Raw genomic sequence first — 18,276 nt, forward strand, 5'->3', positions numbered from 1 at the left:
TTCAAGCCACCCCTTTTCGCTGCCGGAAGAAGATGAATGCAAATACCGGTGCGCCGATAAATGCGGTGATAACTCCAATCGGCAATTCGGTCGGGGAAATGATGGTCCGTGATACTAAATCACAAATGATCAACAAGGAGGCGCCGTTGATGAACGACAGCGACAGCAGATGCCGATGGTCCGCCCCCCACAGCATACGCGTGATATGCGGCACCACCAAACCGACAAATCCGATTGTTCCGGAAACCGCAACGGCGGCGCCAGTCAAAACTGATCCCCCGATCAGGATAACCATTTTCCGCTTTCGCACATCGACTCCGAGATGCCTTGCCCGGTCCTCGCCAAACAGCATGGCATTTAATTCGCGGCGATTCAGCCATAACAGAAATGAACCGATCAAAATGAAAGGCAGCGCCATCTGCACATACGGCCAGCCGCGCATCGAAACGCTTCCGAGGAGCCAGCCGATGATCTGGCGAAGCTCTTCACCCGTCAAAGCGATCATCAATGAAATGATGGACCCGAGAAAGGAACTGAAAATAATCCCCGTCAAAATGACAGTCTCCATTTTCATCGAACGGTCCACCATTTTCGCAAACCCGATGACCGCGAGCATCGTCACCAATGCGCCGAGCATACTCATGACCGGCAATGTGAAACTGCCGAGAAATGGAATCGAGATGCCGAAAAACAACGTCATAACCGCTCCGACGGAAGCACCGGAAGAAACCCCCAATGTATAAGGGTCCGCAAGCGGATTACGCAATAGACCCTGAAAGGCGGCGCCTGCAATCGCCAGCGCCGCTCCCACAAGCCCCGCAAGAACCACTCTCGGCATGCGGATATTCCATAAGATATTGGCAGCTGTTTCATCTGATGAAGGATTCCACAATACCTCAGGTGAAATGGACACAGTGCCCACAGTCACCCCCAGCATTATTGCAACTCCCAGCAAAAGAAATGAAACAATGTACGCTAACCAGTTTTTACTCACTGAATACCTCAGGGTAAACAGCCTGCGCCAATTCAAGCAATCCAGCAGTTAAACGCGGGCCTGAACGCGTTACAGCATCAGAGTCAAGATTGTAGACTGCGTCTTCCTGTACAGCAGTGACATCCGCAAAGCCGCCGCGCTCTTTGATCTGTTCCACTGCATCCGGCTTATAAGCGCCTTCAGTTGTGACAATCACATCCGGGTTGCCTTCGACAATCGCTTCCGGATCCATGCTGGCCCAGCCTTCCTGATCGCCTGCCATATTTTCAGCGTTGATCATCGTCAGCATTTCATCGATGAAAGTGCCGCTGCCGGTTGTATAAATGTCGGGTTCGCTTCCCACTTCAACAAAAACAGTTTTCGGCTCATCAATCGCCTGTGCCTGTTCAGTAATTTCATCTACCTGAACCTGCATTTCTTGAACCAGCGCATTCGCTTCTTCTGTCGTTCCTGTCGCCTGGCCGATTATCGTGATGGAATCGTATACTTCATCAAAACTTGTTTCGTTATTAACGACATAGACCGTCAATCCGGCGTCGCGCAATTGTTGAAGGCCTTCCTCCCATGTGCTGATGCCCGATTCGTGTGAAATGACAAGATCCGGTTCAAGGCTGATGATCTTCTCAACATTAAATTCCTGACCGCCGATTTTTTCTACATCAGCCGTTTCCTCTGGGTAATTATCGAAATCGGACAAGCCGACCATTTTATCCCCAAGACCCAATTCATAAGAGATTTCCGTTGTCGATGGAACCATGGACACAATCGTCTGCGGTTCTTCTTCGATTACTACTTCGTCACCAAGCGCATCCACCAGTGTTACTGGGAAATCCGCTTCCGCTACTTCCTCAGGCGGCTCTGCCGGTGTTTCGATCTGCTGTTCTTCGTTCGCCGCGTCCTCTCCGCCGCATCCTGCAAGCAGCATTGCTGCGAGCCCTGCACTCATACCAAACTTCCAAAATTTCTTCATGTTGTATTCCTCCAATGTGTTTGTTGTTTGCGGTTCAGCACCCAATCAGCGGAGGGGGTACCGCTGATTCGAGGCTGAACCAAAAATATTTCAATTAAGTATTGCACTTTCTCCAAGCATCCGGTGTCCAGACTCCAACGGCCAACTCCTCGAGTCGTAAGCCTCACTGCCTAAGCGGCTGAAAACATGCCGCTACGCCAGTGCGTCTTACGCTTGTCGGAGCTGAGCGGCCGTTTCCGCTTTTCTAGTGTCCAGACTCCCGCGGCCCAGCTCTTCGGGTCATAAGCCGGTCTAGCTACATGGCGGAACGCCACTCCGCTATTCCGTCTTATGCCTTTCAGAGCTTAACGGGCGCTGTCGCTTTTCGATAAAATAAAGACCTCCCACAAAAACTGCGGGAGGTCTGAAAGGACGCCATAAAAAGACATGCGCATCCAGCCTGTCCTCGCAAGCTTATGGGTGTTTCATAAAGGCAGGTCTCCTGGCTCATGATCATCGCATTCTGCACCTTCCCGAAACATTGTTCCAGTGGCATTTTACAGATAGCTCACACTTACAGTGGCGGGACCGCGCCGGAATCGAACCGGCTTCCCTTTTAACTCATGTTCTTAGACATAAGCACCTTTATGATTAATATAAAATTTACTTCTCTATTTCATTATACAGAAATTTTGTGAAATGTCGCTTACATTTTTTCCGGCGCAGATACACCGACAGTTTTCAATGCGTTTGCAAGCGTCGTTTTAACTGCTGTAATCAACGCAAGGCGTGCACGGGTCATTTCTTCATTTGAAGTATCCAGTACTTTATTGGCGTTATAGAAACTATGGAATTGTGAAGCCAGTTCCTGGATGTAAGTCGTCACACGGTGAGGCGCGCGCTGTTTAGCAGCATCCGCGATCACTTGCGGGAAATCACCGATTTTCTTCAGAACATCAATTTCCTTTTCATCTGCCAATAAATCCAGTTTGTCAGTCGAAGCCGTATAGCCTTGCTCCTCTGCCTGGCGCAAAATCGAAGAAATGCGGGCATGGCCATATTGCGCATAGTAAACCGGGTTTTCATTGGATTGCGAAACTGCCAGATCCAAATCGAAATCCATATGCGAATCGCCTGAACGCATCGCGAAGAAATACCGTACAGCGTCCAAACCGACAAGTTCGACCAATTCGCGCATCGTTACCGCTTTACCGGTACGCTTGCTCATCTTCATCTTCTCACCGTCTTTGTACAATTGCACCATTTGGATGATGCTCACTTCAAGCGTTTCGCGGTCATAGCCAAGCGCTTCGATCGCCGCCTTCATCCGCGGAATATAACCGTGATGGTCCGCTCCCCAAATATTGATCAATTTGCCGAAGCCACGTGAAATCTTGTCTTCGTGGTAAGCGATATCCGGCATGAGGTACGTGTACGATCCATCATTCTTGATCAGTACGCGGTCTTTGTCGTCGCCGAATGTCGTCGAACGGAACCAGGTTGCGCCGCCTTCTTCATAGATATGGCCGTTGTCGCGCAGTTTTTGCAATGCCAAGTCAATCTTGCCGTTTTCATAGAGTGAAGTTTCTGAGAACCACACGTCAAATTCCACGCGGAAATCAGCCAAATCTTTTTGAAGTTTCGCGAGCTCCACTTCAAGTCCATGCTTGCGGAATTCCGCATAACGCTCTTCATGGGTCATGTTCAGGAACTTATCGCCGTGTTCAGCGACAAGCTCTTTAGCGATGTCGATGATGTCCTGGCCGCGGTAGCCGTCTTCCGGCATACTGTCGCCTTTTCCGAGTTCTTCGAAATAACGCCCTTCAATGGACAGCGCAAGATTATTGATTTGATTGCCGGCGTCATTGATATAGTATTCGCGGGATACGTCATAGCCTGCAAAATCCAGAACGTTGCAGAGTGAATCGCCGACTGACGATCCGCGCGCGTGGCCCAGGTGAAGGTCTCCTGTAGGGTTCGCGGATACGAACTCGACCTGGATTTTTTCGCCGGCGCCGGAATCGGTGCGGCCGTAATTTTCCTTTTGATCCAGAACCGTTTTCACAACGTCCAGAAGATAATCTTTTTTGATCGTGATGTTAATGAACCCTGGACCCGCGATTTCGATTTTCTCGATATTTGCAGATTCTTTATCGATGTTCGAAACAATCGCTTCCGCAATCACTTTCGGCGCTTTTCTTGCAATACGCGTCAACTGCATCGCGATATTCGTCGCGTAATCGCCATTGGATTTATCTTTAGGCGCTTCGAGGTGGACATCCACCGGTTCTGTCGTCAATTCCGCTTTCTCCACTGCTTCCGCTATCGCCAATTTAATAGCGTGCTGGACTTTTTCAACTGCATTCATTTTGTAGCCTCCATAAATTGAATTTCCATTTCATACTCCCCGACATAATCAGCGCCGAGCGCCAAATCATACCGGACTTTAAAATGAGTTCCGCTCACCGATAACTCATGGGCGGTCGTCGTCAGCATAAAAGAACCCTGCGCGTTTGTCAGGTTTCCTGTCTGCTCTTTATGCAATAAAAACGGTAGCCTCATCTGAAGGCCGCCGCTTCTCATAATTACCGCTTCTTCTTCATTGAATTTTACAATGGTCCGAATCTCAAGCTCGTCCTGCTGTTCCCGATATTGAAGATATTGGCGGTTGTTTTTTTCCGTCAATGTCCCGTGGGATTGCAGTCTCATCACTTGCTCTTCCATATCCGGCTGGCGGATGGTCGTCGTCAGTTTGATATTCACTGATTTTTCCACAGTTGCCGCCTCCCCGTTCAATAATAACCTTTATATTATAGCCCGAGTCCACAGGATTTTTCAATTAAGTTTCTATTTTGACACAATCTAAAAAGCCGGCCCTTTGCCAGATCCACAGAAGATGGTTCAGACAATGAGCCGGCAGATTGGATTAGCAAGTTAGTGCGCATCGTTATCCTGTTCTTTTTGGTTGAGGCCAAGTTTCGCGATCAACGGTTTTATTGTCAGCCCCTGAACGATCAAGGAGAACAGCACGACGGAAAATGTCAGCAACAGGATCGTCTCCCTGCCTTCGAAACTAAGGGGAAGACTGAGCGCCAGCGCGATTGATAAGCTGCCTTTCAGACCGCCCCAGTTCAGGAGAACCCGTTCCTTCCGGTTGAGGCTTTTCGCCGGCATCGTCGAGATGAAGAGTGCGATGATCCTGGCTCCGATAACAATCAGAATGGCGTAGAAGATGATATTCCACTGGCCCGCAAAATCGATGTTGCGGATTTCCAGACCGACAATCAGGAAAATCAATGAGTTGGCGATCAAGGTGATAACATCCCAAAACGAATTGATATTCCGTTCTGTCGTCGCAGACATACCGATTTTCCCGCCGTAATCGCCGAACACGAATCCACCCGCCACAACAGCGATGACACCCGAGACATGGAGATGTTCCGCAATAAAATAACTGCCGAAGAACAGCAGGGCCGAAATGGCGATCTCAAACGGGTAATCGTCGTAGAAACGAATGATCTGCGAAAAAATAAACCCGAGGATGACGCCGACCAAAACACCGCCTACAGCAAACCGCAAAAACATCCACACGCCGCTGCCTACGCCCGCCCATCCCATCTCTATGTATGTGAGAAGATAAATGGATGAGATTTGGAACAGGACGATGGCGATTCCGTCATTGAAAAGGGATTCCCCTTCCATGATGGTGGACAGTTTCTGCGATACGCCGGCAGATTTAAATATAGAGAGAACGCTGATTGGATCCGTTGCACTCATTAATGCGGCAAATGTAAAAGCCACGGCAATCGGCATGCCAATCAGGTAATGGGCCGAAAAGCCGATAATGATGAACGACAGAAAAGTTCCTCCGAGCGCCATGCCGATCACTGTGTTCTTCTGTTGATATAAATGGTGGAACGGCAGCTTGAGCGTCGCATCCCCCAGTAAAATCGGCAGAAATAAAGAAATGATGATGACTTGGAACACTTCTGATTGAGTGATGAATTCTTCCGCATGGTCAATCAGCGGGAATGGCAGATTGATTACGCCCAGCAATAAGCCGACCAGCACGAGCGCAATCGTATCCGGCTGGTTGATTTTTTTGGCTACGCCGACCACCGCGATTGCAATCGCCAATAATATGAGGATTTGAATAAAGACTTCGTTGAATTCGTGCATATTGCTCCCCCCCTTTTAACTTGTTAGGTAACCATATCTCTAAATAGAAAGGAATAAACATAATTACGTCTTCTTTTCAGGAGGTTTTGGGGTGGGTTTTCAGTTTATCCGCGGCTGGAGGCTGTTTATCCGCGGCTAGCGTTGATTTACCCGCGGCAAATGGTTGTTTATCCGCGGCAAAAGCCTTTTTATCCGCGCCTAGATGCAATTTATCCTCGCTAGCTTAAAATTGCGCAAAAAAGTCGGTCCGGGAATTCTTCCGGACCGACTTTTTATAGTGTTACTTTTCTTTACTTTACCCACCCAAGTATCATTTCACGGATCAGCTTGCTCGCTGTATTCGCTGTTTGGTCGGAATGGTCGTATACGGGTGCCAGCTCGACCAGGTCGAAGCCGACAACGTTGACGCCGGACGCAGCGATGGCGTGGATGGATGCCAACAGCTCACGCGACGTGATGCCGCCTGCGTCGACAGTTCCTGTTCCTGGTGCGTGCGCCGGATCCAATACGTCCATATCGATCGTCACGTAGACATTGCGTCCTTCAAGCGTCGGCAATACTTCTTTCAACGGCTCGAGAACTTCGAATTTTGAAATGTGCATGCCTTGCTCTTTTGCCCACTCAAATTCTTCTTTCATTCCGGAGCGGATGCCGAATGAATAAACATTCGTCGGTCCGATGTGGTCCGCGATTTTGCGGATCGGCGTCGAATGCGAATATTCTTCGCCTTCATAGTTTTCACGAAGATCTGTGTGCGCGTCGAAATGGATGATTGCAAGGTCGTCGTATTTGCTGGCGACAGCTTTCATCACTGGCAATGACACCAAATGCTCGCCGCCCATTCCCATCGGAATTTTGTCATCCTTCAATAAGGTATGGACGTAAGTCTCGATTTCAAGCAATGACTTTTCCGGATTGCCGAATGGCAACGGAATATCGCCTGCATCAAAGAACTTCACGTCTTCCAATTCGCGGTCAAGATACGGGCTGTATTCTTCCAGGCCGATCGACACTTCACGGATTTTATTCGGGCCGAAACGGGAACCCGGACGGTAGCTTACCGTCCAGTCCATCGGCATGCCGTATAGAACCGCTTTTGACTCTTCGTAATTCGGATGGCTTTTGATGAATACTTTGCCTGAATAAGTTTCGTCGAATCTCATGTTTTATTCGCCTGCCAAATCTTTCACGAATTTAGGGAGCGCAAACGCCGCGTTATGCAGCTCCTTCGTGTAGTATTTTGTTTCGATATCATGGAAACGCTCAGCCGGAACAGTCAACGGATCGTATTTTTTCGAACCGATCGTGAATGCCCACAAGCCGCTCGGGTAAGTTGGAATGTTGGCCAAATACAATTTTGTAATCGGGAAGATTTCACGTACGTCACTTTGCACCTGCTTGATCAAATCGCCTTTGAACCAAGGGTTATCAGACTGTGCCACGAAAATACCGTCTTCTTTCAATGCTTTTGAAATACCGGCATAGAAGCCTTTGGAGAATAAATTCACAGCCGGGCCTACCGGTTCAGTGGAATCAACCATGATCACGTCGTATTCGTTTTCCGATTCCGCGATGTGCATGAAGCCGTCCCCGACAATCACTTCGACGCGTGCATCTTCAAGGCCGGACGCAATCGATGGCAGGAATTTTTTCGAGTACTCGATCACTTTGCCGTCGATATCGACCAGCGTCGCTTTTTTAACAGAAGGGTGCTTCAGGATTTCACGGATTACACCGCCGTCACCACCGCCGACAACCAATACATTTTCCGGGTTCGGATGTGTGAACAATGGTACGTGCGCAACCATTTCATGATAGACGAATTCGTCTTTTTCCGAAGTCATGACCATGCCGTCAAGGAACAGCATATTGCCCCATTCAGCAGTTTCAGCCATCTCTAAATATTGAAAATCCGTCTGCTCCGTGTGAAGCGTTTTGTTGATCTTCATTGTAATACCGAAATTCTCAGTCTGCTTTTCTGTGTACCAGAATCCTGCCATCTATAATCAAGCTCCTTTATCTCTTATAGTAATCACTTAAAAAAGTATAAGTGTTTTGGTCAAAAGTGCAATAGAATTTTTCATACAGTCTCCTTTACCCGACTGGCATAATATTATTCTTTAAATTAAAAAGGCTTTCTGCACAGAGAATTTTTCCCTGCACAGAAAACCTTTTTAATCCTGATAGGCGAAGAAAGTGACATGAGGCATTGGGCTTGGGTTTGATCCAATCGCTCACGCCACTTGCTTGCCGACAGGTGTCCTAGCTTTCTATTCAAAAGCTGTATTCCTAGTGTACTTCCTTTTTAGCGCAACTTCAACTGCCTGTTATACCCATTTTCAAAAGTCATAGTTTGTTCAAAAATAATAAAAAAATACGGTCGACAGCAAATAAATGACTTTCTATTTCAGCGGTTCTGTGACCTAGCCAAGCGGCAGGATATTATATCAGTCAAATGATGGATTTATATCAGCTTGAGGAAACCCTTATCTTTATTAAAGTAAAAATTCCTAATGGAATAAAAATAGAAGAGAGCAACTGCTCTCTTCTATCGTTTAAACATCCAGTTCGTTGTGCAGCTGTTCAGAACTGCGCTGCCACATTTCAGGGTTGTGGCTCCGCAAGTATTCAGCGAGCACGCGTTTAGATGGCGCGTCCATATTATCGACCATGATTCTGCGTTTCATCGATTTGTCCATACGGTTGACGTGGTCGGCCAGAATTTTATAACCGCGGCGCTTTTCACGGTTCACCACCATTTCACAAGCTGTTACGCCTGCGTAATAAGGGCCTTCCGGATTGAAATCGATGGTGATCCAAATCAGCCAGTAATCCTTGCCGCCTGCTGAATCCTCACGGTTCGTCGTGAATTTGATGCCCTTCTCCACTTGGCTGCGGGCGTGCATGGCGCCGATATCGATAAATGCTTCCTGCTCGGCAACATCGATAAACAGCGGCGAGACGTTTTCCAGCGAAAGAGATCCGATGCCGTAACCTTTATGGCCATCGGTTGGATCGTCTTTTATAATAGTGAATCCTACTTTTTGTTTTGGTTTTTCATTGTTCGACATGTGTACATTCCCTCCATTCTGCTATGATAAGGCTAACCCAAAGAAAAGGAGCTGTGTCCATTATGCCATACGTAACTGTTAAAATGCTCGAAGGAAGAACGGAAGACCAGAAACGCGCGCTTGTCGAGAAAGTCACGGAAGCTGTTTCCGAAACAACCGGTGCACCAGTCGAGAACGTTGTCGTTTTCATCGAAGACATGAAGAAAACCGACTACGGCACAAAAGGGAAACTTTTTTCAGATCAATAAGATACGCAAAAACCCAGCTTCCTTCACGGAAGCCTTTTTATTTTCCAGAATTAATTCTTCAACTCTTCTATAAAAGCGAAGGCTTCCGCAATTTCTTCCTCTGTAAAATTGAGCTTCCCTTTGACGCTGTGAAGTTTCGCAATCTGCTCATCGCGCTCCAAATCATCAAAGAACAGCAATGTTGCCGTCAATTCCAGGAATCTGGCGCTTTTGCCGTTCAGCTGGATGGCATGCTCACTGTTTTCGAGCACCGGCTTGCCGAGCGCATTGCGGAATTCCAGCCCTTCATCCGTCACCGTGTAGCGGTATTGGACATAGGAACTTTTATCTTCTTTCTGCTCGAGAATAAAACCCATATCACATAATTCTTCAATGCGTGCAGTCAATTCCTCCGAATACGGTCCATAAATATGGAATTCGTATTTTTCCTGAAACGGCACGCCGATCTTCTTCAATATGTATATCATCTTCTGCAATTTCTTGCGTCCGGTTACACCTTCCGCCGTGGAGATGAAATCCACTATTTTTGCGTGTTCCTGGAGCAATCAAACCCCTCCTTCTCTTAATAACTCAAGTATTTGCTGTTTTATTTCCTTCTTTTTGCCATCAATCAATAATTCCGCAGGGAAATATAATTTATAGTCAGTGCGGCGTTTGCCGGAAATCCCGTCAACGATCTGGGACAGGCGCGACAATTCCTTGATATCGCCATTCGGCATCAACAGGTGAATCGGCAGGCGCTCCTCTTCCTCGCCCGGCCGGTAGAAGTCGTAAGGCAGATCCGATGTCGAATCATCTATTAAATAGTATTCCGGATCGATGCCGGCTTCTTTGAATAATTGCGCCAGTTCGCCAAGTTTTTTATAATCTTTTCCTGGATCGAAATCGACGTACTGGAACAGACGACGGTTGACGAAACGGTCGCAAAGATCCGAAAGAATAGGATCGCGTTCTGTAATCCATAGCTGGAAATACGTCATCAGCACACCTTCATCAAGTGCCAGATAATCTTTCAGCGTGAAAGATCTATCGAAAAATGCTAGAAAATGCGTCGGCGGCTGTTCAAATTTATAGCCATGGCCACTCAGATACTTGGCGCGCTGAAGGATTTTCCGGAGAATCACTTCGGCACTGCGCGCAACCGGATGGAAATAAACCTGCCAGTACATCTGGTAGCGGCTCATGATGTAATCTTCAACCGCATGCATGCCGCTTGATTTGATGACGACCTGATCTTCGAACGGGCGCATGACCCGGAGAATCCGTTCCATGTCAAAATGGCCGTAGGAAACCCCAGTGTAATAAGCATCGCGCTGCAAATAATCCATTCGGTCTGCATCAATCTGACTTGATATCAACGAAACCACTTGTTTATTGGCATAGGTTTTGCCGATTACTTCCGCCACTTTTTTCGGGAAATCCGGCGCCACTTTCTTCAGGATGCTGTTGACTTCCGTATCGCCCTGCAGAATTTCACGCGTGAAATCCTCGTGGTCGACATTGAACACTTTCTCGAATGAATGCGAAAACGGGCCGTGGCCCAGGTCGTGCAATAAAGCGGCGCATAGAACTACGAGGCGTTCACTTTCATCCCATTCCGGACGGCCGTGAAATATATCGTCAAGGATGCGGCGCACAATTTCGTAGACGCCAAGCGAGTGGCTGAAACGGCTGTGCTCCGCTCCGTGAAACACGAGATAGGATGTGCCGAGCTGTTTGATGCGGCGCATGCGCTGGAATTCCCGCGCATTGATCAAATCCCAAATAACTTGGTCGCGTACGTGGATATACCGGTGAACCGGATCTTTAAAAACTTTCTCTTCCGCTAATTTCTGTTTTGCATAATCCACACACGCACCTCCAGATTTTTCTATTTAAACAGTTGTGGTCAATATTCCGCCAAACAGCTCCGCTTTCCTGGGGGCTTGCGCTGAGCTAACTCGGACTCGTTGCACTTCGCCCGAGTGGATCTCAGCACTTCGCTCGAACCTGAGTTGGAAAGCCAACTCAGGTTCTAATCCCCTGGGAGTCTTCGCTGTTTTGCTCCATATCTTTTGCGACATCTCTCAGCGCCGGCGCGCGGCCATATGACTGAGTTAAGTTGCAAGACGAGTGTTCTTCTTGGCTTATGATAAGAGTTTTGTCCAAAGCGTCGGAAGCGGAATGTAAAAGCTGCTTATATATTAAAACCAGTTTACCCCAGTCTGCTTCAGCAGTTCAAGTTGAGCTTAGCATTTTCGCATTGCGCTCTACTACACGCTCAAGGTAATAGCCGTAGCGCTCTGTTTCTTCCGGCTGAAGCGGCTTCATCTCCGGTTTTTCGAGAAGGTTATATAGATCGACCACCACTTCGGCTACAGTGATATCGCGGCCGAGCAGTTCACTGAGTGAAGCCATCGTTTCCGGTTGGATGGAAGGATACGTGAATTTCGTATCTTCGCCTTTTAATCCCGCTTCATAAAAGTCGCGGATCAGTTCCGCGCGCTCAGAGCCGCTGCCTTCGACGCAAAGATAGACTTGCACGGCGATGCCCTTGCGGATGCGGCGCTGGGAGATTCCTGCGAATTTCCGTCCGCCGATGCTGAGGTCGTATGAACCCGGACAATAGGAGCCGACGATTTCATAGGCATCGATTTCCGCTTCCGGGAACAGCAGCCTGACAAGATCGAGCATCATTTCGTAGCCTTCCGGAATATCTATGGCACTTTCCTTTTCCGATAATACAACCGAAATATTCAATACGCCTTCGTCGAGAACCACGGCGAGACCGCCGGAATTCCGGACAATCGGATTGTATCCGCGCTCTTTCAAAAAGTCGATTCCTTCATTGATATGCGGCAGCCGGTGGTCCTGGATACCAAGTACGACTGTGTCGTCGTGTACCCACGTTCGTATCGCCGGAACGCTTGCACCGGAGCCGACCAATTCACATAATAAATCGTCCGCCGCGAATGATTCGAGTGCGGATCTATTTTTCGCGCTCAGGGACTGGTCCCAGAAACGCCATTCTTTTTGATTAGTAAATGACGGCATGATTTTTCTCCTCTTCAAAGCTATCGCTTGCCTTCATTTTACCCTACAGCGTGTCCTGTGAAAAGGAACGATGGTCATGTCAAATTGGTGACAGCCACTTCTTTTGAAGGAACTTGCGGGATGGGTATGATAAACTGGTTTTGAGAGATTTTATGATTAAAAGGAGTGTTTTACAGATGAATGAAGCAGCAATCACTTTAGACGGCTGGTACGTCCTCCACGATTTCCGTTCGATGGACTGGGTATCATGGAAAATGCTTGAGGAAGACGAGCGCCAATTCGCGATCGACGAATATCAGGCATTCATGGACAAAGTAAACCAGGCCGATGAAAATAAAACCGGCGCACACGCATTGTATTCAATTGTTGGCCAAAAAGCTGACTTGATGCTGATGCTTTTGCGCGAAACGATGGACGAATTACGTGAGCTTGAAACGGAATACAACAAGCTGACATTAGTCGCTTACACGGTTCCGACTTACTCTTACGTTTCTGTAGTCGAACTGTCCAACTATCTTGCAGGCAAATCAGAAGAAGATCCATACCAGAACCCGCATGTCCGCGCGCGTCTGTATCCGGAACTTCAGCGTTCACAGTACATCTGCTTCTACCCGATGGACAAACGACGCGACGGCGACGACAACTGGTATATGCTGCCGATGGACGAGCGCAAAGATTTGATGCTGTCACACGGCAAAATCGGCCGCAGCTACGCAGGCAAAGTAAAACAGATCATTTCCGGCTCTGTCGGCTTTGACGATTACGAATGGGGCGTAACCCTGTTCGCAGATGACGTTCTCCAATTCAAGAAACTGATCTACGAAATGCGCTTTGACGAAGTCAGCGCGCGTTACGCTGAATTCGGTTCATTCTACGTCGGCACACGTTTGGACAAAGAAAGAATCGCTAAGTTTTTGGAAGTTTAAATTGTTAAGATGAAGGAAGCCGCCTTTTGGGCGGCTTTTTTCGTGGGGATTTATTTTTGAGAGGGCGGCGGAGATTTTTTGTGAAAATTAAACAGAAATTTTCTGACCGCACCTCATAATGAGATTTCCGCACCTTCTAGCCGATTTTCCGCACCTCAAATGTCTTTTTCCGCACCTCAGAAGCAAATTTCCGCACCTCAATTTGTGCGGCTAAAAATTATGGATTTTATTGGTTAAATTAGCGCTTGAATCTCGGACTTTTCAAGACTGTTTCCACTCAAACACCAAATTCCACCTTCTCTATTTCCAGTTTTCTGGATATACCATCCGCAACCGATGAAATACTATCCGGAACGTCACATTTACTATCCGCACTACTTCCAACCCCTTAATTACCTACAGTTTGCCGCAGCAAACTGCTGGGTCCGTGAGCGCTGTGCCGCTCACTTCCATCTAGTCACCATTCCAATCCTCCATCAAAAAAGCTGTCCGCATCTAACCCGCGGACAGCTTTTCCAATTCTTATAATGCTTTCATCGCAGCGATGATCAGCATGATCCAGCCGGCGATGAATGCTACGCCGCCGATTGGCGTGATGGCACCGAGGATGCTGATGCCGGTCAAACTTAAAACATAAAGGCTCCCTGAAAAAATGATGATGCCGGCAAGCATCAAATAACCTGCCCAGCTCAATGATCCCAGTGGACCGAGCAACGCCGAACTCATCAATATAGCTACGACCATCAGCCCGATTGAATGGAACATCTGGTACTGGACAGCTGTTTGCCAAGTGTCCAAATATTTATCAGCGACGCGGCCTTCCAGCATATGCGCCCCGAATGCGCCGAACGCTACGCTCAGTAATGCGTTGACAGCTCCAGCAATTAAGAAAAATTTCATGCGTTATTCCTCATTCCCTTAAAATTCAAAAAGCGAGTCGCCGTTTGCCCCGTCTTCTTCCAATTTCTTTTCAGACAGTACAGGCTGCGGCGCGGGGGATGCTGACAACGGAATCGCGCGCGGCGCCGGTGCTGCGGACTGCTTTTCATCAGTTTCAAGCAACAAGTCGCATAGCGCACGAATTGCTGCGACTGATTCGCGCATCTTTGCGGAACCGCCAGAGCGGGCCTGCCGCGCATGCTTTTCAATTTCAGTGATGACACGTTCCTGCCCAATCGCCATTTTAAATCCCCCTTCCTTTTTCATATCGTCCTTTATTTTAACACGCTCACCGTGAGCAAGTCAGTCCAAACAGAAATCAATCGGCTCTTCGCCACGCTTTTGTAACAGGCTGTTCACTTTTGAGAAAGGCTTGCTGCCGAAAAAGCCGCGGCTTGCACTGAACGGGCTCGGATGCGGCGCTTCGATGACGTCATGGCGATCCAAGTCGATCAGCCCTTTTTTCGTCTGTGCCGGCTTGCCCCATAAAACGAAAATCACCGGTTCCTTGCGAGCTGACAATTTGCGGATCACTTCATCCGTGAATTCTTCCCAGCCTTTGCCCCGATGCGAATTGGCGTCACCTTTCCGAACCGTCAGAACAGTGTTCAGCATCATGACTCCTTGATCCGCCCATTTGGTCAACGTGCCGTCAAAAGGCTGTTCACAGCCGATATCATCGTTCAGTTCTTTGAAAATATTGCGCAGACTTGGCGGAATCCTGACGCCGGGCTTGACCGAAAAGCTTAAGCCATGCGCCTGTCCCTGTCCGTGGTAGGGATCCTGTCCAAGAATGACAACTTTAACGTCCTTGAAAGGCGTATGTTCAAACGCTGACCAGATTTCATCTTGCGGAGGATAAACTGTTTCATTGGCATATTGTTCTTTCAAAAACTCACGAAGTTCTGTGTAATAAGGTTTATCAAATTCCTCCCCAACTACGTCCTGCCAATCGTTGGATAAGATTTTCTTCGCCATAACCATCACTCCTTAGTTTTCAAACTCTACCGTTACATCATAGTCTACCAATTGGAACATTTCTTCAACCGAACGGGCCGCATTTGTTTCCGCCAGCTCCAACACGCCCTGGCCGCGGGTTTCCTCAAGCATCATCTGCTTGGCTTCTTCAGCCAGCTCGTATGCTTCGGGGAAATCTCTCCCGCCGCTCAACAGGCCTTCATTCGAATAAATTTCCACTTTATCCATGAATAATTCCGGACCGCCGAGGAAATCTGCGTTCGGCAATGTAAGCGTCGCGGTTTTCGCTTCTTCATCCACTTCAATATCATCTTCTGTGATTTGCGAAAAATCAATTCCGGCGCGCACGGAGCCCGGGATTACGACAAGCAGTTCCCGCTTCGTGCCGGGAATATCCAATCCGATGTCCTTGCCGAAAATCTGATTGTCTTCCTGTTTGATGATGACTTTCGAATAGGCTTCTGCTGTTGATAATTCGTTGAGGTCCTGCATTCTCTCGAGGAAAGCACTTTTGCTTTCAGTCGCTGTGCTGCCCTGCTGGATCATCCACCAGGTGCCGAGCGGCAATGCAATCAATAATAGCAGCGCTATAGCGATCAATACTAGAAATGAATTGCGGAAAACGCCCATCATCACTTTCATCGATTTCCAGAAGCCCGATTCCTCGGTCCCCTTTTTGCCTTTCATCTCTTCGAGCAAGCGTTCCATTTCCGTAATTTTCGGATCCTTTGCCAATTGACATCCCTCTTTCTATTTTTTTCAGTTGATTGTCGTGTTACGATAATTCTATAAAAGGAGCGTTGCCCATGGCTGACTGGCTTGAAAAAATCAAATCCGTTTCTTCAACTAAAGGCGAAACTGCCCCCGAAAGCGCCAAAAGCGCGGGTGTAGGCTGTCTTGCTGTCGTAATTGCAATTGCTACTATTCTAACATTCCTGATAGCATTTGGTCTTTTCAAAAGCGGCCATTGGATAATGGGCAGCTTCGCTTTAATGTTTGCGGCACTCGGCGCGCTCACTTCAGCGCTGCTGTTATGGCCTCAAAAGCTCAATAGATTGTAAAAGCAGGGCTTTTTGTTAAAATGAAACATAGCAAACATTCTATCTATTAAAGGGGTTATATACATGTCACTCAAAAAGACCTTAACAATTGCAGGATCCGATACATCCGGCGGTGCCGGCATTCAGGCTGACCTCAAAACTTTCCAGGAACACGGAACATACGGCATGAACGCTTTGACGGTCATTGTCACTATGGACCCGAATAATAATTGGAGCCACGGGGTCCATCCGATTCCAGTTGATACTATAAAAACTCAAATGACTACCGCATTTTCAACAGGCATTGACGCCTTGAAAACGGGCATGCTTCCGACAGCTGAAATCATCCAGACTGCCGGGGAAGCGATTGCCGCTTCCGGCATCAAAGATGTCGTCATCGATCCGGTTATGGCCTGCAAAGGGGAAGCTGAAGTAATGTTTCCCGAAAACGTCGATGCCATGATCAAGTATTTATTGCCGTACGCTAAAGTCGTTACACCAAATCTTGTCGAAGCAGGCGAATTATCGCGCCTCGGCCGCATTAGTACGGTTGAAGAAATGCAGGCCGCTGCTGAAAAGATCCATGCAAGCGGCGCAAAATTCGTTGTCGTAAAAGGCGGCAAACAATTGAAGCATGAAAAAGCGGCAGATTTGCTGTTCGACGGCGAGAAGCATTACCTTCTGACGGCACCTAAAACAGACACGAACTACAACCACGGCGCAGGCTGCACATTCGCCGCCGCAATCACAGCCAACATCGCCAACGGCCAATCTGTAAAAGATGCCGTATTGAACGCTAAAATTTTCGTATCGGCTGCCATCGAACACGGCTGGAAGCTGAACGAATACGTCGGCCCGGTTATGCACGGCGCCGCCAATAAATTCCCGAAAACAGAAGTGGAAGTAGTGGAATTGTAATTCTTCCGGATTCTTCAATAGAAAAGGAGGACGCTGAAAATGCGTCCTCCTTTTTTTATTCCTTCAGCTCTTTTTTCATAAACACCTGTGAAATATTCTTCTCAAACCCTCTATCCTGCAGAACCTTATAGGTCACAGCATTTGCCTTTACTGGCACATTGACCGCTGTCCGGCTGACTGCATCTGCGAAATTCCCAAAGACACTGTTTAAAAGTACATTTGCAATTTCTTCCCTCGCCTTTTCATCCGGCGCGGTTTCGCATTGATAGAGAACAGTGCGGGAATGATGCCCTTCCTCATCGGTCAGTTTTCGGAAAAACGCATATCCTGTTGGCTCCCCTTCTTCATTGAAGGCAATCACCCCTTCGCCGTCCCGGACACTTTGCCATTGGATCTGCCATGGAAAATCCCCCCGGTAAAATGACAGCTCCCCGATTTCTTGGGGATCAGCTTTTCGGACGCCGTAATCTCGGGATGCCTGTGTCCCGTCTCCTTCAACCGCTCCGTCCAATTTCATGAAATGAAGTTCATCCACAATTTCATAGCCAAGCTTTCTATATAATTCAATCGCCTTTTTATTTTCAGAGATTGCTTCTAGGGTTGCCACTTCCACATTCTGTTCTTTAAGGATTTCGAGTGTCTTTTCCATCAATTGCATGCCGACGCCTCTTTTGCGCCAGGATATTGCTACGCCTGTGCCGCCGTTCCAGCCGATTTTTCGGCTGCCGGATTCGCGAATTCCATTCAGCACAAGGCCCATCGGTTCCTCACCGTCAAACGCCACTACCGAAAGTTCAGCCGAAAGGCCTTCCTGTTTCATTCGCTTTTCAAAGGCTTCGGGTGTTGTCGTCATATCAAAATGATAACCCTCAAATCCTTTATTCCACGCCTCTACCCCCTGTTCAATCGTGCATTCCGATAACCGTCTGATTTCAATCATCTTCATATCCCCTTTAGTCCGATTACTTCAGATTAATAAATTCGTTGTCGTTTGTAAAAGT

General features: G+C 47.9%; 20 protein-coding genes and 1 riboswitch. Of the genes, 4 read left to right on the top strand and 16 right to left on the bottom strand.

The window, feature by feature from the left end:
* Position 1 precedes the first annotated feature (1 nt).
* From AC2Q9J_RS09885 to AC2Q9J_RS09920, 8 genes are all read right to left on the bottom strand, one after another.
* Positions 2–994 carry a FecCD family ABC transporter permease gene (locus AC2Q9J_RS09885; protein ID WP_499039446.1) on the bottom strand — a complete coding sequence of 331 codons (993 nt, stop codon included), beginning with the start codon at positions 992–994 and terminating at the stop codon, positions 2–4.
* Positions 987–1,964: a helical backbone metal receptor gene (locus AC2Q9J_RS09890; protein ID WP_499039448.1), complete on the bottom strand. Its 978-nt coding sequence runs from the start codon at positions 1,962–1,964 to the stop codon at positions 987–989. The genes AC2Q9J_RS09885 and AC2Q9J_RS09890 overlap by 8 nt, the downstream gene beginning before the upstream one ends.
* Before the next feature lie 454 nt (positions 1,965–2,418).
* Positions 2,419–2,605, bottom strand: a riboswitch (cobalamin riboswitch).
* Between the two features lie 44 nt (positions 2,606–2,649).
* Positions 2,650–4,311 carry an arginine--tRNA ligase gene (argS, locus tag AC2Q9J_RS09895; protein WP_499039450.1) on the bottom strand — a complete coding sequence of 554 codons (1,662 nt, stop codon included), beginning with the start codon at positions 4,309–4,311 and terminating at the stop codon, positions 2,650–2,652.
* Positions 4,308–4,718: a YwiB family protein gene (locus AC2Q9J_RS09900; RefSeq protein ID WP_499039452.1), complete on the bottom strand. Its 411-nt coding sequence runs from the start codon at positions 4,716–4,718 to the stop codon at positions 4,308–4,310. The genes argS and AC2Q9J_RS09900 overlap by 4 nt, the downstream gene beginning before the upstream one ends.
* A 159-nt stretch (positions 4,719–4,877) precedes the next feature.
* Complete coding sequence (locus tag AC2Q9J_RS09905) at positions 4,878–6,122, bottom strand: cation:proton antiporter (RefSeq protein ID WP_499039454.1); 1,245 nt, start codon at positions 6,120–6,122, stop codon at positions 4,878–4,880.
* 290 nt (positions 6,123–6,412) lie between these two features.
* Complete coding sequence (gene speB / locus AC2Q9J_RS09910; protein ID WP_121635631.1) at positions 6,413–7,285, bottom strand: agmatinase; 873 nt, start codon at positions 7,283–7,285, stop codon at positions 6,413–6,415.
* Positions 7,286–7,288: 3 nt separating this feature from the next.
* Positions 7,289–8,122 carry a spermidine synthase gene (gene speE / locus AC2Q9J_RS09915; protein ID WP_499039457.1) on the bottom strand — a complete coding sequence of 278 codons (834 nt, stop codon included), beginning with the start codon at positions 8,120–8,122 and terminating at the stop codon, positions 7,289–7,291.
* A 555-nt stretch (positions 8,123–8,677) separates the two neighbouring features.
* Complete coding sequence (locus AC2Q9J_RS09920) at positions 8,678–9,193, bottom strand: YwhD family protein (protein WP_499039459.1); 516 nt, start codon at positions 9,191–9,193, stop codon at positions 8,678–8,680.
* 62 nt (positions 9,194–9,255) lie between these two features.
* Here AC2Q9J_RS09920 and thmT point away from each other — a divergent pair, with 62 nt between their 5' ends.
* Entirely contained in the window at positions 9,256–9,441 is a 186-nt protein-coding gene (thmT, locus tag AC2Q9J_RS09925) for a 2-hydroxymuconate tautomerase (RefSeq protein ID WP_033542009.1), read from the top strand.
* Between the two features lie 50 nt (positions 9,442–9,491).
* On the opposite strand, the gene AC2Q9J_RS09930 is transcribed toward thmT, so the two are convergent.
* The 3 genes from AC2Q9J_RS09930 to lipL form a co-directional block, all read right to left on the bottom strand.
* Positions 9,492–9,986: a YwgA family protein gene (locus AC2Q9J_RS09930; protein WP_499039461.1), complete on the bottom strand. Its 495-nt coding sequence runs from the start codon at positions 9,984–9,986 to the stop codon at positions 9,492–9,494.
* Positions 9,987–11,291, bottom strand: a complete 1,305-nt coding sequence (locus AC2Q9J_RS09935) for an HD domain-containing protein (RefSeq protein ID WP_499039463.1) — start codon at positions 11,289–11,291, stop codon at positions 9,987–9,989.
* 367 nt (positions 11,292–11,658) lie between these two features.
* A complete protein-coding gene (gene lipL, locus AC2Q9J_RS09940; protein ID WP_499039465.1) occupies positions 11,659–12,474 on the bottom strand; it encodes an octanoyl-[GcvH]:protein N-octanoyltransferase in 816 nt (271 codons plus the stop codon).
* 176 nt (positions 12,475–12,650) lie between these two features.
* On the opposite strand from lipL, the gene hemQ reads away from it, so the two are divergent.
* Entirely contained in the window at positions 12,651–13,400 is a 750-nt protein-coding gene (hemQ, locus tag AC2Q9J_RS09945; protein ID WP_499039467.1) for a hydrogen peroxide-dependent heme synthase, read from the top strand.
* A gap of 522 nt (positions 13,401–13,922) precedes the next feature.
* Here the strand turns inward: hemQ and AC2Q9J_RS09950 are convergent.
* Genes AC2Q9J_RS09950 through AC2Q9J_RS09965 form a run of 4 tightly spaced genes read right to left on the bottom strand, consistent with a single transcriptional unit; the run spans position 13,923 to position 16,052 of the window.
* Positions 13,923–14,300, bottom strand: a complete 378-nt coding sequence (locus AC2Q9J_RS09950; protein WP_499039469.1) for a DUF423 domain-containing protein — start codon at positions 14,298–14,300, stop codon at positions 13,923–13,925.
* A gap of 18 nt (positions 14,301–14,318) precedes the next feature.
* Positions 14,319–14,582: a YwdI family protein gene (locus AC2Q9J_RS09955; RefSeq protein ID WP_499039471.1), complete on the bottom strand. Its 264-nt coding sequence runs from the start codon at positions 14,580–14,582 to the stop codon at positions 14,319–14,321.
* 60 nt (positions 14,583–14,642) lie between these two features.
* Entirely contained in the window at positions 14,643–15,317 is a 675-nt protein-coding gene (locus tag AC2Q9J_RS09960) for a uracil-DNA glycosylase (protein ID WP_499039473.1), read from the bottom strand.
* A gap of 12 nt (positions 15,318–15,329) precedes the next feature.
* Complete coding sequence (locus AC2Q9J_RS09965) at positions 15,330–16,052, bottom strand: DUF4230 domain-containing protein (protein WP_499039475.1); 723 nt, start codon at positions 16,050–16,052, stop codon at positions 15,330–15,332.
* A 71-nt stretch (positions 16,053–16,123) separates the two neighbouring features.
* Here AC2Q9J_RS09965 and AC2Q9J_RS09970 point away from each other — a divergent pair, with 71 nt between their 5' ends.
* Both AC2Q9J_RS09970 and thiD read left to right on the top strand, forming a co-directional pair.
* A complete protein-coding gene (locus AC2Q9J_RS09970; protein ID WP_499039477.1) occupies positions 16,124–16,378 on the top strand; it encodes a hypothetical protein in 255 nt (84 codons plus the stop codon).
* 63 nt (positions 16,379–16,441) lie between these two features.
* Complete coding sequence (thiD, locus tag AC2Q9J_RS09975) at positions 16,442–17,275, top strand: bifunctional hydroxymethylpyrimidine kinase/phosphomethylpyrimidine kinase (RefSeq protein ID WP_499039479.1); 834 nt, start codon at positions 16,442–16,444, stop codon at positions 17,273–17,275.
* Between the two features lie 55 nt (positions 17,276–17,330).
* Here thiD and AC2Q9J_RS09980 read toward each other — a convergent pair whose 3' ends face one another.
* A complete protein-coding gene (locus AC2Q9J_RS09980; protein WP_499039481.1) occupies positions 17,331–18,215 on the bottom strand; it encodes a GNAT family N-acetyltransferase in 885 nt (294 codons plus the stop codon).
* Positions 18,216–18,276 lie beyond the last annotated feature (61 nt).

This window comes from Planococcus sp. RAB007_Raresut (assembly GCF_057369535.1).

Bases quoted from the DNA above. Each gene is read 5' to 3' on its own strand.
- argS (WP_499039450.1), bottom strand. From the start codon at position 4,311: ATGAATGCAGTTGAAAAAGTCCAGCACGCTATTAAATTGGCGATAGCG.
- AC2Q9J_RS09905 (WP_499039454.1), bottom strand. From the start codon at position 6,122: ATGCACGAATTCAACGAAGTCTTTATTCAAATCCTCATATTATTGGCG.
- AC2Q9J_RS09950 (WP_499039469.1), bottom strand. From the start codon at position 14,300: ATGAAATTTTTCTTAATTGCTGGAGCTGTCAACGCATTACTGAGCGTA.
- speB (WP_121635631.1), bottom strand. From the start codon at position 7,285: ATGAGATTCGACGAAACTTATTCAGGCAAAGTATTCATCAAAAGCCAT.
- hemQ (WP_499039467.1), top strand. From the start codon at position 12,651: ATGAATGAAGCAGCAATCACTTTAGACGGCTGGTACGTCCTCCACGAT.
- AC2Q9J_RS09980 (WP_499039481.1), bottom strand. From the start codon at position 18,215: ATGATTGAAATCAGACGGTTATCGGAATGCACGATTGAACAGGGGGTA.
- thiD (WP_499039479.1), top strand. From the start codon at position 16,442: ATGTCACTCAAAAAGACCTTAACAATTGCAGGATCCGATACATCCGGC.
- speE (WP_499039457.1), bottom strand. From the start codon at position 8,122: ATGGCAGGATTCTGGTACACAGAAAAGCAGACTGAGAATTTCGGTATT.
- AC2Q9J_RS09960 (WP_499039473.1), bottom strand. From the start codon at position 15,317: ATGGCGAAGAAAATCTTATCCAACGATTGGCAGGACGTAGTTGGGGAG.
- thmT (WP_033542009.1), top strand. From the start codon at position 9,256: ATGCCATACGTAACTGTTAAAATGCTCGAAGGAAGAACGGAAGACCAG.
- lipL (WP_499039465.1), bottom strand. From the start codon at position 12,474: ATGCCGTCATTTACTAATCAAAAAGAATGGCGTTTCTGGGACCAGTCC.
- AC2Q9J_RS09920 (WP_499039459.1), bottom strand. From the start codon at position 9,193: ATGTCGAACAATGAAAAACCAAAACAAAAAGTAGGATTCACTATTATA.
- AC2Q9J_RS09890 (WP_499039448.1), bottom strand. From the start codon at position 1,964: ATGAAGAAATTTTGGAAGTTTGGTATGAGTGCAGGGCTCGCAGCAATG.
- AC2Q9J_RS09955 (WP_499039471.1), bottom strand. From the start codon at position 14,582: ATGGCGATTGGGCAGGAACGTGTCATCACTGAAATTGAAAAGCATGCG.
- AC2Q9J_RS09970 (WP_499039477.1), top strand. From the start codon at position 16,124: ATGGCTGACTGGCTTGAAAAAATCAAATCCGTTTCTTCAACTAAAGGC.